At 61.8% G+C, this 15,149-nt stretch carries 6 protein-coding genes; all 6 read right to left on the minus strand.

The features are described from left to right. Positions 1 to 94: 94 nt before the first annotated feature. Entirely contained in the window at positions 95 to 310 is a 216-nt protein-coding gene (locus tag ABD104_RS29710) for an SMEK domain-containing protein (protein ID WP_343928843.1), read from the minus strand. Then, positions 307 to 4,308, minus strand: coding sequence for an Eco57I restriction-modification methylase domain-containing protein (locus ABD104_RS29715; RefSeq protein ID WP_087838768.1), 4,002 nt, complete (start codon positions 4,306 to 4,308; stop codon positions 307 to 309). Before ABD104_RS29715 ends, ABD104_RS29710 begins: the two co-directional genes overlap by 4 nt. Positions 4,309 to 4,332: 24 nt before the next feature. Beyond that, the gene (locus ABD104_RS29720; RefSeq protein ID WP_087838769.1) at positions 4,333 to 7,122 is read right to left on the minus strand and encodes a helicase-related protein; all 2,790 of its coding nucleotides are present in this window, start codon (positions 7,120 to 7,122) and stop codon (positions 4,333 to 4,335) included. A 6-nt stretch (positions 7,123 to 7,128) separates the two neighbouring features. Further along, positions 7,129 to 12,402 carry a DEAD/DEAH box helicase gene (locus tag ABD104_RS29725; RefSeq protein ID WP_343928844.1) on the minus strand — a complete coding sequence of 1,758 codons (5,274 nt, stop codon included), beginning with the start codon at positions 12,400 to 12,402 and terminating at the stop codon, positions 7,129 to 7,131. 9 nt (positions 12,403 to 12,411) lie between these two features. Then, positions 12,412 to 13,512: a Fic family protein gene (locus ABD104_RS29730; protein WP_087838771.1), complete on the minus strand. Its 1,101-nt coding sequence runs from the start codon at positions 13,510 to 13,512 to the stop codon at positions 12,412 to 12,414. A 339-nt stretch (positions 13,513 to 13,851) separates the two neighbouring features. Then, positions 13,852 to 15,060 (minus strand): tyrosine-type recombinase/integrase, encoded by a 1,209-nt coding sequence (locus ABD104_RS29735; RefSeq protein ID WP_343928845.1) that lies wholly within the window; start codon positions 15,058 to 15,060, stop codon positions 13,852 to 13,854. Positions 15,061 to 15,149 lie beyond the last annotated feature (89 nt).

Here is a 15,149-nt window from a genome sequence, read left to right on the forward strand (position 1 = left end):
CACAGTTCGCTCGGGTATCTGACGCCCAAGCAGTTTGCAGACAGTTTTTTAACCGCAGACTCTAATTTGGTTTCGTACTAAATTGGGGAGCAGGTCAATCGTCAGCCAAGTCAATGCCAGGGAAATTAGCCTGATCAGAGTTCAGGTTGCGCAGATCGTGCCAATCGCAAAGCTCTCGCAAAAGGCCACAGATAACGCCCTCTGCCACTTTATGCGTGTCATAAAGCCCCATGGCACTGCCTGCTTCAACTTGCGAACGAAGCTGTGCAATCTGCGTTCTGAATTCGTTCAGCAAATCGAGATGTTTCATTGCAGCCCCCCTTGCTCCAATTTATCCCACGCCTCCAGCACCAGCCTTTGCGTGCGGTATTCGCCGAACTCCTTCAGTTCCCTGTTCTTGAGCACACGGAAGGTTTCGCTGGGGTAGTCCTCGCCCATGATGTCGGCGGGGTCGAGGATGTAGCGCAGTTCGTCGCGGGTGAGGCCGTAGAGTTTGGCGTAGTAGGCGTCGAGTTCGGCGCGCAGGGTGGCGCGGCGGTCGGGGTCGAAGGGAAAGGGTTCGCCGTCGTAGCCCAGATCCTGTGCCCAGCCGGAGAGGTCGTGGGCGGTGTAGGTCAGTTCCAATACACGCGGGACGATGAAGGCGAGGTCGGCTTCGGTGTAGCCAGTGGGAGCGAGTACAGGGAGCTGTTTAAAGTAGTAGAAACTAAAATTAACTCCCCCCACTTTCTGTCTTGCGACAAAGTCAAATGCAAGGCTTCCTAAGCTACCAAGGAGCGCAGCAGAGTGTTCGACTGAAATTGCCTCATTTACAAGCCACAGGAAAACACTGTCTCCTTGGGCACTTAAGGGCATCACTGTTGCAATAGTTGTACGTTCATCCGTAGCTCTCGCATTGCGCCGCCAGCCCATCAACCAATCCCGCTCCCATTGCCAGATCACGCGGCCATCGCGGTCGCGTTTGCATAGACGTTCTTCCACTTCGGCGCGACTGACCCAATAGCGCGGGGTGACGGTGAAATCCGGGTCGGCCTTTTCGGCCTGCGTGACATCGCGGCTGTTGCCGTCCGCCGTGTAGGTGGCCCATCGGTGGTCGAATTGGTGGATAAGCTTGGCTTCGTACAGTGGCAGGTGGTCGGCGGCTGGCTCGTCCTTGAACAGATGGCTGTCGCTCGACATGTTGTGCGTGCCTTGCAAGAAACGAATGCCCCACGGGTTGCCATCTGGCCGGTTTTCGTCAATCAGCACCGGCGCGGCACGGTAGAGCTTTTTGGTCAGTTCCGCATCGCGCTCGCTGCGAAAAACCGGGCAGGTGAGCGTGTTGGGGTTGATGAGGCGGAATTCGTCGGGTGTGAGGGTGAAGCGGCGGCGCGGGTCGGCCAGTTGGCTGACCTGGGTGGCAAAGCAGACGAACTCGGCCCGTTCCGCCGCGCCCAGGGTGAGCAGGCAAAACTTGTAGCTGCGGTGTACGGACGGAAACACCGCTTCGCGGTTTTCGATGTCGTACAGGCTGACCAGCCGCCGGTTCTGGGTGATGTGGCCGAAGTACGCCTTGGTGCTGTCGTCGGTAGCAATGCCGGTCGGCACGATGAAGCCGGCGCGGCCACTGTCGGCATGGATTTGCAGGATGGTTTCGGCAAACAGCGCGTAGGTGTTAACGCGCCCTACGCCAGTCAGTGGGTAGCGGCCTCCGTCTTCCTTGTCGGCGTGTGCAAAGGTACTGGCAGCCTCAAACGTGCGTCTGGCAGTGATGAACTCTTGGTATAGGCGCTTTTCGGCTTCGTCCTCGCGGGTTTCGTGCACCTGTTCGGGATAGAGATGGCGGGCCAACATGCCTTCGCTGAGCCACTGGATACGTTGTGTGCGCTCGGATTTGTTCTTGGCTTCTGCAACCAGCGGATTCCGGGTGGCGAAAAATTCTTCCTCTTTTAGCTCCACATGCTCCCACGGCGGGTTGCCCAGCACGCAGTCGAAGCCGCCTTGCGCAAACACCTGCGGGAAGGCCAGCGGCCAGTGGAACGCGCGGGCCTGTTCGCAGGCCGTGCGTGCAGTGGCGATGGGGGCGGCATGCTCGGTCTGGGCGCGTTCCGGTGCGGTCAGTAGCGCATGCAGGGTGATGCTGGTGGGTACGGCGTCGGCCGTGTCCTCCGTCTTGGGCAACAGGTAGGCACCCACCAGCGCATCGGCGGCGTGGGCCAGCGGGCTGTGGGCGGAGTCCTCCAGAAAGTGGCGCCAGGCTTGTTCCTTGGCGGCGACCTGTTCGGGCGTGTCGGCGGGCAGGGTTTCGATGGCGTGCAGGGCTTCCAGGCCGCTGCGGTTGTCCACGCCCAGCAGCATCTGCTTGCCTTGCAGGTCTTTGGCGATCTGCTTGAGGCCTGCGGCGTTGGCTTTGGCCAGTTCCTTGCACACGTCCTTGTCGTCGCCGCTGAGAGGTTTGAAGGCGTCCTTGGGGATGCCTTTTTCCAGCACGTTCAGGTCGGTCAGGCCCAGCAGCGCGTCGCCCACTTGCAGGTGGTGGTCGAGAAAGCCCAGCGGGCGGCCTTCCTCGTAGCCTTCCAGCCACAAGGCCATACGGGCCAGTTCGATGGCCATGGGGTTGCGGTCCACGCCATAGATGCAGCGGGCCACCACTTCGCGCAGGGCGTGGCGGTAGTCCTGCGGCTGGATGGCGCCTTCCTGCCCACCTTCGAGGCTGCGCAGCTGGGCCAGCTTTTCCGCCAGACGGCGGGCGGCAGCGAGCAGAAAGTGGCCGCTGCCGCAGGCGGGGTCGATGACGCGGATGGCCAGCAGTGCCTCGGTGGGGTTGGCCGACTGCTCGGCCAGGCGCTGTTCGATGACGGGATCGAGTGCGCTCTTGATCAGCTCCTGCACCAGGCTGTCGGGGGTGTAGTAGCTGCCGGTGAGCTTGCGGGCGTTGCCGGCGGTGCTGCCTTCCTCGGTGCGGCCAACGAAGCCAAACGTGCGCGCTGGCAGGTCGATGGCGGGCACCAGTTCCAGCAGGCTTTCATAGACGCTGCCCAGTTCCTCCGGCCCCATGTTGCGGTAGTCCACTGGCACCAGGCTTTGCGCGCCAGCCGGCTTGGCCCAGCGTAGGTCTTGCAGTGCGGCGAGCAGGTGGGCGTTGTCCACGCTGGCGACATCCAGATCGGGGCATTGCTCCGGTGCGAACAGGCCGCCCAGCGCGGGCAGCGCCAGGCGCGGCTCGCCTTGCGCCAGGCCGCGAAAGACGATACGAATGGCCTGCCATTGGTCGTCGTGCCGGGTGCGGGCGCGGCGCTTGAGGCACAGCTCGCGCAGGCGGGCCAGGGCGTAGCCTTCGGCATAGGCGCGGCGAGCAGCCAGCGCCTCGGCGCTGTCATCCTGCGGGTGCAGTACGCCTCGCTCTTCCACTGTGAAAACGAAGATGAGCCGGTAGATTAGGCGCAGCAGTTGTTCGAAATATTTAGCCTTGGGGAGCGTGCCGTCGTTCAGAGCGGTGCGCAGGGCTTGGTTGGCGGGGTGTTGCAGGAAGCCTTGGCCGAGTGTCAGCAGAGCTTGTTCGACACCATTGCGCAGGCCGTCGCGCACGCGGGTGCCTTCCTGCTGGCCATCGTTGCGCCATTGTTCCCAGATGCACACCGTAGCGCCCTGGCCGAGGCGGGATGCGCGGCTGGCGTGCAGCAGGCGCCAGACGTTGGCGAATTCGGCATAACGCTGGCCACCAAGCAGGTCGGCCAGATCCACTTCGAGAAAGCTGGGACGGGTGAGCGAGGCAGCGTCGCGCAGCAGACGCAGTTGCTTGCCGTTGCTGACGATGCCCCATTGCAGCGCTTCGCTGGCGTTGAGCAGTTCCTGCATCGCCTGGAACGGGGCTTTCTTGCGGTTGCCGCCGCCCTGCACGGCAAACCGCGCGTCGGCCTCGTCCAGTCCCAGAGAGTGTGGTGCCACCAGGACGGGCAAGGTGCCTGCCATGAGGCTGACCGGGTAGCGCAGTTCACCTACTGGCTGAGCCAGAGCGGTTTGCAAGGTGGCGTAGCCGAAGGCGTCGCGCAGCAGTTCGTGGATGAAGGCGGTGGTGAGTTGCGTGGCATCGACGTCGGCGCGTTCCATCTGCGCGGCGAAGTGCTGCCATTGGGCGCAGGCGATCTGGAAAGCGCGGCTGTATTCGTCCTTGAGCTTGACGCCCTTGGGGGTGCCGTAGTCGGCCTCTAGCTGTGCGTTGGCGCGGCCCTGTGCGGCTTTTTCCAGTTGGTCGGGCAGGAACAGGCCGCCTTCGAGCTTGACGGTAGGCAGGTTCAGCGCGGCCTGGGTCTTGCGGATGCGTTTCATGGTTGTTCTTCTCCAGGCCGAGGCTTACAGCGAGTCAGGCAGCAGCACGTACACGCCCATCACATCGACCGGCAGGCAGGGGCTGACGCTGTACTGGCCGACGTCACGGGTGGCTTCGCGCACGCGCTGGTGGTCGGCCAGCAGGGCATCGGCTCGCTCTTGGGCTACCGCTTGCAGTTGCTGCGGGTGCGCGGCGAGGAAGTCGAGCGCGGTGCGGATTTCGCGCTGTGCCGCCTCCGGCGGCAGGTTGCCGCTGGGCGTGCATTCGAGCAGGCGACTCACGCCATCGTCGGCCAGCCATTGGGGAGCGTTGCGGCCCTGCACAGCCAGAGCAACGGTTTCCTCCGCCATCATCTGGAAGGGTTCGCGGCGGCGCACGTAGCTGAGCTGGTGGCGCAGACGCAGAAGATAGAGGGTGGTGACGACCTCCACGTCATTGGTAAGAGTGGCAGCACAACGGGCGGCCAGCGGACGTTCGCCTCCAAGTGCGTCTTCCAGCAGGTGCTGAGCCAGCAGGCCAACCAGCGGGTGACTGCGATGCAGTTCGCTGAAGTCGATGAGCTGGGGTTTGTCGATGCCCTCGTCGGCCAAGCGCTGGCGCAGGGCTTCTGGGAGGTGCTGCGGCAAGAAGCGTGCAGTCTGCTTGCGACCGATTTCCAGCGGTGACCCTAATCGCACGCAAGCGCTTTGCAGAAAGCGCGACACGTCAGCCTGGGTGCCCAAGGCCTGCTGCTGTTTGTGCCATTCGGGCAGCACCTCGTCTGGCTTGATGCGGCGCTGGGCGAACACAGTGCGATTGGCCTTGGCTTTTTCCAGCGCGTCGTGCCATTGGGCTTGCAGAGGAGCGAGCAATTGCTCTGGCTCACCGAAGTCGAATGCGACCTGCGGCGACGCGGCGCGACTGTCGCTGCGTTTCATCAATGCCGCCTTGACCAGGGCCTGATTGATGCGGGCTTCGTCCTCGGGCAGTGGAACCAGCACGCCGAGTTCCTTCTGGATGGCCTCGCCCTTCTTGAGGATAACGTTGAGCACGAAGCCATCCACCGGGTTGTCTTGCCCGTAAAGCATGGTGCAACGCACTTCATCGGCCTGCTGACCGAAACGATCGACGCGGCCTTCGCGCTGTTCGTGGCGAGTGGGGTTCCAGGCCAGGTCGTAGTGGACGACAGCGGTGAACAGGTGCTGCAGGTTGATGCCTTCGGAGAGGCAGTCGGTGGCGACCAGGATGCGCTGGTCGGCATCGATCATGTCCTCCACCCTCTCGCGGCGTTCTTCGGGCGTGAGCTCGCCGGTCACGGCCTCGATGGTGGCCTTGGGGAAGGCGGCCTTGAGGTGTTCGGCCACGTAATGAGCGGTGGCGATGTAGCGACAGAACACCACCGGGTGGTAGCCATCCTTCACAAGAAGGTCAATATGCCGGATGAGCGCAGCCAGCTTTGGATCACCGGCCTTGCCGGAAAGACGTTGCGCGTCGGCGATCAGGGCTTGCAGGCGCGGCGCAGCGTCCTGCACCTGGGCAGGCGGCTCCAGATCACTGCCGGAGAGGTCATCGGCCTCGCCATCGTGCAGGCGCTCATCGCCGAGAAGCGCCTCATCCGGCACAGTGCCTTCCAGCCGTGTGGTCAACGCCTTGACGGCGGCTGCGGGCGACGATGCCACGCAGCGCAACAATGCCAGGGTGGCGTACCAGATGAGGCGCGCGCCGCCTTGCTGTTCTTGCTGCTCAACGGTTTCAGCCAGTTCGCGGCAGTAATCCTGCACGGCGTCGAAGAACGCGCCCCATTCGCCGCTGAGCTGGTAGGTAAGCTCGGTTTTCATGCGGCGGGGAAAACCTCGTCCGTCATGGGTCTCGGCCTGCCATTCAACGATGTCCTTGCGACGGCGCTGGACGAAGTGGCGGGCCAGTTCCTGACGCAGCGGGTCGGAGGCTGTCATGCGGCCTTGTAATGCGGCAAAACGTGGATCGAGCAGCGACAGCAAGTTGTAGAAGGCGGTTTCGTCACCAGAGTGAGGGGTGGCGGTCAGCAGAATCAGGTGTCGCTGCGCGTCACGGGCAAGGCGTTGCAGCAACTCGAAGCGCAATTGCTTGCCTGCGCCGCTGCTGGCGCAGGTGTGGGCCTCGTCAACGATGATGCATTCGGGGGCGGTAGCGAGAAACTGTTCGCGGTGGCGTTCGCTCTTGATGTAGTCCAGGCTGACGACCACCACGGGATGATGGTCGAACAGGCGCACTCCATGCGGAAGATCACGTTCGATGCGGGAGGCCGAAGACGAAGTCAACGCCACGGCCTGAAGGTTGAAGCGGGTTTCCAACTCACTTTGCCACTGCTCGACAAGGTGCGGCGGGCAGAGGATGGCCAGGCGGGCGATTTCGCCACGGTCCATCAGCTCGCGTGCGATCAGGCCGGCTTCGATGGTCTTGCCGATGCCCACGTCATCAGCGATCAGCAGGCGTACAGTGGACAGACGCAGTGCCATCAGCAACGGCACAAGCTGGTAGCCGCGAGGCTCCACCGCGATATTGCCAAAGGAGCGGAACGGGCCGGCGCCGGCGCGCAGGGTCAGGCGCAAGGCATCGCGTAGCAACAGCGCGGCGGCATGGTTGCCGGCGCGTGCAGGATCGGGCCAGTCGAAGGTGGCAGGTTCGACGGGATGCAGCTCCAACTCTGGGATCAGGGCGATGCTTTCGTCATCGGCGCCGCTCAATGGACGCAGGCGCAGCCAGTCGCGGCGGGAGTCGCTTTGCACCACCCATTCGCGGCCTCGGGCGCGCACCAGATTGCCGGGCAGAAAGTCGTGTTCGAGGATCGTCATACGCCTTTATTCCTTGGAACCGAACACATCGGCGTGCGCGGCGAATTGTTGTGGCCAGCGTGAAGCGTCCGAAAAATCGAGCACCTGCCAGCCTTTGTCCTGCAATACGCTGGTGGTCTGGTCATCCACAGCGGACAGAAAGACCAAAGCGCGGGCTGCCTTGTACTGGGCAGCGGCGATGGCTGCACCATTGTTGACGGACACGTTGACCGCATCAGGTTGCACGCCCCCTGCCTGGCTGAGCGCGGACAGCCAGGCGTCGAGTGGCTCGTCTGCCAAGATCGTCGCTGCAACGGGGGCCGCGCTGCATTCCACAGGCTGTACCTGAGCATTGGCCAGCGCGACCAGCAGCTTGAGCGCATCCGCATTGCGGCGGTTGATGTGTTCGTGATCCGGCTGGTTGAAGTAGGACAGCAGGCACTGATAGCAGCCGGCTTCGCACTGATGATTGCCAAGTGCATCGGTCTGTTCCAGCGACGGCAAATCGTCCAGCGTCCAAATGCCGCTCTGCGGTTTGCGATAGTGAATCAGTTGCAGGGCATTGCTGGCTACGAGTGCAAGGTCGTCGCGATTGTTTGCCAGGCGAGTGAGCACACCCGCACCGCCTTCCGCCGCTTCGTAGAACAGCAAGGCGCGACGCTCGTCGGACTTCGGCAGTGGCTCGACCACCAGTTCGGATTCCTCGATCTGGAAAGTCATTTCGATGCCGCGCTTGAGCGCGGCCTGCAAAGTGGCCATGGCCTCCAGCGACAGGGCATGTACGGGAGCGAAGATCAGCAGATTGCGATGATCTTCCACAAAAGGAACGATGCGCTGGTTGGGCACCTTCTCCAGCAAAGCATCGTCGCCGCCCTGGTCGTCTTCCGCATCCGGTGCGTCCTGCTTGCTCCAGGTGCCCGTGATGGGATTGATGTAGAAGCCAAGTTGCTCCTTGTCTTTGCGCCTGCGCCAGCCGCGATTGATGCGCCAGATTTGTGCAGCGGGCGCGTAGGTGAGCTCGCCCAGCACGTCCTCGCCTTGTTGGATCGTGGCCTTCTGCTGCTGGATACGACCATCGGGGCCGGGTAGAAAGCGGTAGGTGGTTTGCAGCTCGAAGCCCTGACGCTGGCGCTCCTCGTCGTTGATGGAGATGCGCTCGGTGGCCACGGTCTCCACGGTTTCGATGCGGTAGAGCTCGCGCACCCAATCGTGCTCGGTGAGCAAGGCGTCGCAGTTCTCGCAGCGATTGACCAGCGGTTGTTCGCCGCCCGGCTCGCCGAGATGGCCGTAGCCGCATTGGCTGCACACCAACGAGGCAATGGTGGCCAACTGGCTGTTGCCGGAAATGTGGTCTGTATTGCCTACGTTGAGTTTGGCACGCACCACGCGGTACATGCGACCCTGGTGATAAATGAGGCTGCGCGGGCCGAATTCGGATAGGGCCAAGAAGCGTGGCCGGCTGACCATGCTGCCTTCGTCATCCTTGCCGTTGACAGCCTGGCCGCCACGGGCGGGAATCCAGGCCATCAGCGGCAGGCGCGGGAAGTTGTAGCCTGGCAAAAAGCCTTGGCTGGCCAAGTAGCGATAGGTATAGAAGTCATTGTTCTGGCCGTTGCCGGACTTGAGCAATACGGCGTACTGGCGCGCGGCGTCGCCGTAGCGGCGCTGGGCATTTTGGCGTTCCGTGTGCGAGGCGGTATGGCTCTTGACGATGCGATCAGCCATATCCATCTGTTGGCGGGTGGCATCGAACAGCACGCGCCAGCGCTCCAGCGCCCCAGAGAACGCTTGCGCCGCGTTGTCGATGACCTGGCGCACATAGTCAGGAGTGAACCAGGCGCTGCCTTCAAGCTCGCCCTCAAGCTGGTCTATGACCCGTCCGGCACTGGCCAAGGCACGCTGCTGGACAGCCTGCGCCCGCAGTGCTTCGTGCAAGGGCTGTTTCAGTGGTTTACCGGGCTGGTCGAGATCCAGCATGGGCGCAATGCTGTCGTCCAGTGGCACCTGGGTACTGGCAAGCCAGACCGCTTGCAGGTGGCTGTCGATGAGATCACGATTGCTCAGATCGAGGGTTGGCGCGCGCACGACGCCATGCACCATCTGCTCGGCATTGTGGAAGAACCACTGGTCATGCGGACTGAGCGCCGCGCAATAGGTGATGACCAGCGCCTGCTGACCCGAGCGACCCGCACGGCCGCTGCGCTGGGCGTAGTTGGCGGGGGTCGGCGGCACATTGCGCAGGTACACGGTGTTGAGCGCGGAGATATCCACGCCCAGATCCATAGTGGGGGAGCAGAACATCACAGGCAGACGTTCCAACGGCGCTTCGTGGGCCGGGTTCTGCGCCCAGTCCTGTCTATCCTTTTCGGTGTAGCGGAAGCGCTGCTCCAGCAGCTGCCGGCGTGGCGCATCCACCTGGGCAGTGTGTTCCTGGGCCTCGAAGTCGAACAGCGGATGCGAGGGCTGACGCAGCAGGTCGGCAATGCTGAGATACAGCGCTCGGAAATACTGGTTGATGCGATTGCTTTCTGCCTGCTGCTCATCGGCAATCAGGCACCAGTCGAGGGCTGCCGCGTTCAGACGCCAGCCTGCGAGTTGGGCGTCGATAGGCTGGCGCTGCACGTAACCGTAATTCTTGGCGGACTCCAGCAGGGCTTCGATCAGCTCGGCCCATTCGGGATCTTTCCACTGCGCGACCTCGCTGGCGCAGGCACTGTTACGCCAGAAGGCAGCCGTCTTTATTTGCCGCAGCAGACGGGAGCGTGGACCACCTGTCACCAGGTCGGTGCGCGGCTTGCCCTTGTATTCCGGGCGCTTGCCGAGGATGAGATAGCGGCCGGTATCGAGTTTCTCGTCGGGAGCGAAGGCCCAACGCTCATTCAGGTAGGTGTGGGCGCTGGTGCGTGCCTTGTCCTGCTCGACCGGGTCGAGGTAACGACTTTCCAGGCACAGATGGCGGCGCAAGGCGTCGAACAGTAATTCGAACAGAACTGTCCGTTGCACTGCCGTCAATTTGGTCAAGGTGCTGTTTGCAGCAAAGATACTGGCGTCAGCGCAAAAGGCATCCAGGTCTCGATACCGAATCTGCAACAGGCCGAGTTGATCCAGATTCGGATTATTGAAACGCCAGCCACGCCGCAGATCACGCAGTAGCCGGTAGGCGATGATGAAGCGCAATGTGCGTTGCGCTTCTTGTCGGGCCAGTCCCATGAGCTTGGGGGTGCGCAGATACTCCACCAAGGTCGCTTCATCGACCCCTTGAAAGCCGAGGGCCTTGAAGACACTTTCGGCCAAGTGTTCTTCATCGAGTTGGCCACCGCTGCCCTGTAGTGCACCGATCAAGCCGGCACGCAGCGTCAGCAGGAAAATGAAGTCGTTGAAATGTCCCGCCTGCAGAGCGGCATCCTGGCGGTTGTCGGTAAACCCAAGCAACTTGCGTGGGTCAGGCTGCCCTGGCGCAGGTTCGGAAAGTGCGAACAATTGCTGCAAGGCCGCCAGGGCAATCATGGTAGTGGCCGAAGAGCGGCCTTCGCCGGACAGGCTGGAGAGGCGGTTGGCATCCTTGCCGTGGGCTTCGTGTGTCGTGCCGCAGTTCAGGCAGAAGCGGAACTTTCCCGGAATGAACCAGAACTCCGTCCCCGAGCCCGTTTGCCCTTTGGCATCGACCGTGACCATATAGGGAACGGCATTCTTGTAGGCTGGCTTGATTTTGGGTTCGCTACGGCTGAGGTCGATCCAGGTTTCCGGCAGGTCTTCGGGCTGGCCACCGTATTGCTGCCCGGGCACCAGAGGGCACAGGAAACCATAGCTGGCGTCGTCTTCTGCAGCGATATCGTCGATTTCACGTGAGCTGAAGTTGCCCGGTTGCTGTGCGTGCCAGACAGGATGGTATTCCTGGCCGCAATCGCGGCAGAAGTGCGTGGGGTAAAGCAGCACATTCTCTTGCTGTCGCCCCGGCGCGAAACGCTGAGCATCGAGCGTGACATGGCGCTTGCCTCGCGCTTCCAGCGTAGTGAGTACCTTGCCGGGACCGCTGATGAACTGGTGCAACTTGAATGCGAAAGGCGGCCTGCCCTGGGGCGTTCGCACATCATGGGCAGCCACTAGAAAGCGCTGCAGAGCGGCGCGAGCGGCTTCAGGCTGGCACCCCGAATCTTCGGCGAGGCGGCGGCTGGCCTCTTCCAACCTCATAGGTCTTGCCCGTCTGGGAGGCTCGTCGGCAGGTAGTTCGATACCTAGGTTGAGTTCCACCCAGATGGCCAACGGATCATTGCGAAAGGCATCGAAGTCAGCCCAGCTATCCCGCTTTCGCGCGATGGCAGCCGGTAATTCTGCGCGAATGGCGTTGACGTCTTTGAGTGGGTTGGTGACCCGCTCCAAGGTCTCCCCGATGACGTCATGCTCGCTGATTTGGGTGCCAAAAAGTTTGCTAGCCACATCGGCCACCACGCGGTTGCGGTCGGCTTGGCTGCCCGCACTGGACATCGTGGCCGACGTGCCGATGCAGACCAGTTGCTCGGCTTTCAAGCGCTCTCGCAGGCGCCGCACTAGCAAGGCAACGTCCGCACCTTGACGGCCACGGTAGGTATGCAACTCATCCAGCACCAGGAACTCAAGTCCCTCGCAGTGTTCCACCACACGCCGATCCACTTCGTCGAAGCGCGTGAGGATGTATTCCAGCATCATGAAGTTAGTGAGCAGGATATCGGGTGGATCATCCGCGATAGCGCTGCGTTCCGTCTTGCTTTCCTGGCCGGTGTAGCGCTTGACGGTGAAGGGACGAGACTCTGGCGCATAGCCATGCAGAAACTTGTCGAGTTCTTCCAATTGGCTGTTGGCCAGAGCATTCATCGGATAGATGACAATGGCCCTGGTACGTGCTTCGCCATCGGAGTCCTTGGCCTTGAGAATGCGGTCGATGATCGGGATGAAAAAGGACAGGGACTTCCCCGACCCCGTTCCGGTTGTGACCACATAGCTTTGGCGTTCCTGGCCTTTGGCCAGGGCTTCCATTTGGTGCTTGTAAAGATGCAGGGGACTTGGTTTGCCTTCCGTCTTCCCAACCTGAAAGATGTCTGCGCAGGCAGGATGCAGGACCCCCTCCGCCACCAGATCCTGCACTGTGCCTTGACGTTGATAATTCGGGTTGATCTGCACCAACGGTTCAGGCCAATAGCGGCCTTGCGCATATTGATGCTCGACCTCGGCTTGGATATCAGGTGCGGCGATGCGAACGAAACTGCGGGAAAAGCTGCCGTATCGCTCGATGAGCTGGTCGCGGAACTGGAAAACGTTATCCATGTAGAGTCCTCACTGATCCATCTTGCGGTCAATCGCCAGAACCGCTGCTCTATCCGAGGTGCCTGCTGTGACGCGCTTCCACTTTGCCCCTCTTCCCTTGCCAGTCGATTCGATCAATCCCTCTGACTTCATCGCCCGCAGCACCAGCCGTACCATGTCCCGGCTCACGCCCGGGCAGGCCTCTTCGATTTCGGAAATCGAAAACGGCAGGCAGCGCCCCAGCACTTCCGCTCGCACCCGGTCGCCTTTACTGCCACGGCCACGCTCGATGGTGCCGACACGCTCCTCGAACTCGCGGTATGCCCGCAGCAAGGCTCCCCAGAAGTAGTCGAGCCAGGGCTTTACGTCGTGCTGCCCCTGGTGCCAGCCCTGCGAGCTTGCTTCCAGCGTCTCGTAATAGCTTTCCTTGGTATCTTCGAAGATGCGTTCCAAGCTGATGTAGCGGCCCACGGCATAGTCGAAGTGGTAGAGCAGCAGCAGGGTCAACAAGCGGGACATGCGACCGTTGCCGTCCGGGAAAGGGTGGATGCACAGGAAGTCGAGCATCGCCAGCGGCACCAAGACCAGCGGGTCGGCCTGGTGCTGGTCCAGCGCGGTGGCATAGCTCCCTGTCAGATCAGCCATAGCCATCGGCGTGAGATGCGAAGCCACCGGCTGGAAGCGCAGGCGCGAAGTGCCATCCGGGTGACGCTCGATGATGTCGTTATTGGTGGCCTTCCACCGCCCGCCCGCCTGCGGCATATAGCGGTACAGCAGGGTGTGCAGTTGCAGCACCACTCCCTCGCTGAAGGGCATGTGCGCGGCCGATTCGTGGATCAGCGCCAAGGCGTCACGGTAGCCGGCGATCTCCTGTTCGGAGCGGCTCTTTGGCGTTGCGTTGCGGATGACCAGAGACTTCAGCCGTGAGGGCGCGACGACAACACCTTCCAGCCGGTTGGACGACTCAGTGGACTCCACCACCGCGATCTGGCGCAGGCCCTTGAGGGCTTCGGGCGACTGTGCGGCGTAGAGTTGCTGCTTACCCTGGTACTCGCCCAGTGTGCGCAACGTGGCGGCCTGAGTGCCATCGAAGCGAAGCGCGGCAAGGTACTCGGGTGTGAGCGAGTGCATGGAAATGTAAGCCCAGGCTGTGTAAATGGGGTAATCATAGCCCTTAAATGGGGCATTGTCTCTATAAATACCTCATTAAAGGCGTTTGATTACCCCATTTCCTGAACGTAGGCCCGGTCGCGAGGGGCCGGCATGGCCGACCAGGAAGGAAATGCCCAAAAAAGGGCAGTAATTTCACAATTACCCTATTTTCTCCATTGTTTACCCCATTCCCAGGCCCAACTCAGGGCAAAGGCAAACGGCAAGGGAACGGTACTCAAGGGACAACGGCCCTACCCTGAAAAGGAAAAGGTCGCCCGCCCTTGCCCACTCGCTCTGTAACAACCAGCCAAACCGTCTCTATGCTGTGCCGCTGCCCTCCGCAGCACTCAGATAGTTCGCCCAGTTCTGCAACAACGTCCTTCTCTGATCCAGCAGCAGCGCCTTGTTGTACGTCGCCCGCACCTTGTTGCTTTCCACGTGGGCAAGCTGCCGCTCAATCGCATCAGGCCGGTATCCGTTCTCATTGGCCCAGGTTGAAAAGGTCGTCCGCCAGCAATGCGGCGTCGTGCCCCGGCCCAGGTTCATGTCGCGCATCGCGTAGGTCAGCCGGTTGGGTGTGGTGAAGCCCTTGCCGCTCCGGTGCGGGAACAGATAGCGGCCACCGCCCGTGATGCACTGCAAATCCTTCAGCACGGCGATGGCCTGCACAGACAACGGGCTTACATGGTCGCGCCGCGCTTTCATCTTCGCCGCAGGCCGACGCCACAGTGCATCCTCAAAGTCGAACTCGTCCCACTCGGCATCCGCCGCTTCCCCTGGACGGCAGGCGGTCAGAGCGATCAACCGCAAGCACAACGAGGTTTCCGGATAGCCCCGGTAGCCGCGCAACTCCTGATAAAACCTCTGGATTTGCTCTCGCGTCATCGCCGCCTTGCTCTCGCTGAACGGCACGCGCAGCAGCCCGCGCAGGCTGGGGATTGGATTTGCCTCGACCAGCCCACGCACCACCGCGAATTCGAAGATGGCTGAAAGATCGCCTTTGACATGGATGGCCGCCCACGCGCCATGGGCCTTGCACTCCTCCAGCAATGGGCGAATCTGCTTCACGCCAATGTCGCTCATCGGCAACCCATCAAACTTCGGCGACAGGTACTTCCTGATCCTCGATTCTTTCGTCCGATAGGAACTGAGCGCAAAGACTGGCTTGATCTCCGCCAGGTAAGCCTGCGCCACCTTGGCGAACGAGCTTTCACGAGCGCGCTTGCGTTCCTCCAGCGCCTCCAGGTTGCGCTCCTTGACCTGCCGCCGCTCATGGGAAGGATGGATGCCTTGCTTGACCAAGGCGCGTGCCTTTTCCCGGGCCGCACGCGCCTCCGCAAGGCTTACTTGAGGAAAGCCGCCAATGGCAAAGAGGTTCTCCTTGCCTTGCAGACGGTACGTCCACCGCCAGAGCTTGCCGCCGGTGGGCTTGACCAGCAGGAACAGGCCCCCGCCGTCTGAAAGTTTCCAATCTCGATCAGTCGATTTGGCCGACCTGACCTTGAGGTCGGTGAGTAGATGTCGCATCCCTGACGATTATATAGACTCCCGCCGCTACCCCCTGTTCATGGCTCGTGCCGTTTTGCAAGCCCTGATTGAGGAACATGAGCAAGCCA

It is taken from the genome of Pigmentiphaga daeguensis, assembly GCF_039523035.1.
In the GTDB taxonomy this organism is placed as follows: Bacteria; Pseudomonadota; Gammaproteobacteria; order Burkholderiales; family Burkholderiaceae_B; genus Pigmentiphaga; species Pigmentiphaga daeguensis.

What these genes read in the sequence shown, in the direction of transcription:
- ABD104_RS29725 (WP_343928844.1), bottom strand. Translation starts at nt 12,402, where the DNA reads ATGGATAACGTTTTCCAGTTCCGCGACCAGCTCATCGAGCGATACGGC.
- ABD104_RS29710 (WP_343928843.1), bottom strand. Translation starts at nt 310, where the DNA reads ATGAAACATCTCGATTTGCTGAACGAATTCAGAACGCAGATTGCACAG.
- ABD104_RS29715 (WP_087838768.1), bottom strand. Translation starts at nt 4,308, where the DNA reads ATGAAACGCATCCGCAAGACCCAGGCCGCGCTGAACCTGCCTACCGTC.
- ABD104_RS29730 (WP_087838771.1), bottom strand. Translation starts at nt 13,512, where the DNA reads ATGCACTCGCTCACACCCGAGTACCTTGCCGCGCTTCGCTTCGATGGC.
- ABD104_RS29735 (WP_343928845.1), bottom strand. Translation starts at nt 15,060, where the DNA reads ATGCGACATCTACTCACCGACCTCAAGGTCAGGTCGGCCAAATCGACT.
- ABD104_RS29720 (WP_087838769.1), bottom strand. Translation starts at nt 7,122, where the DNA reads ATGACGATCCTCGAACACGACTTTCTGCCCGGCAATCTGGTGCGCGCC.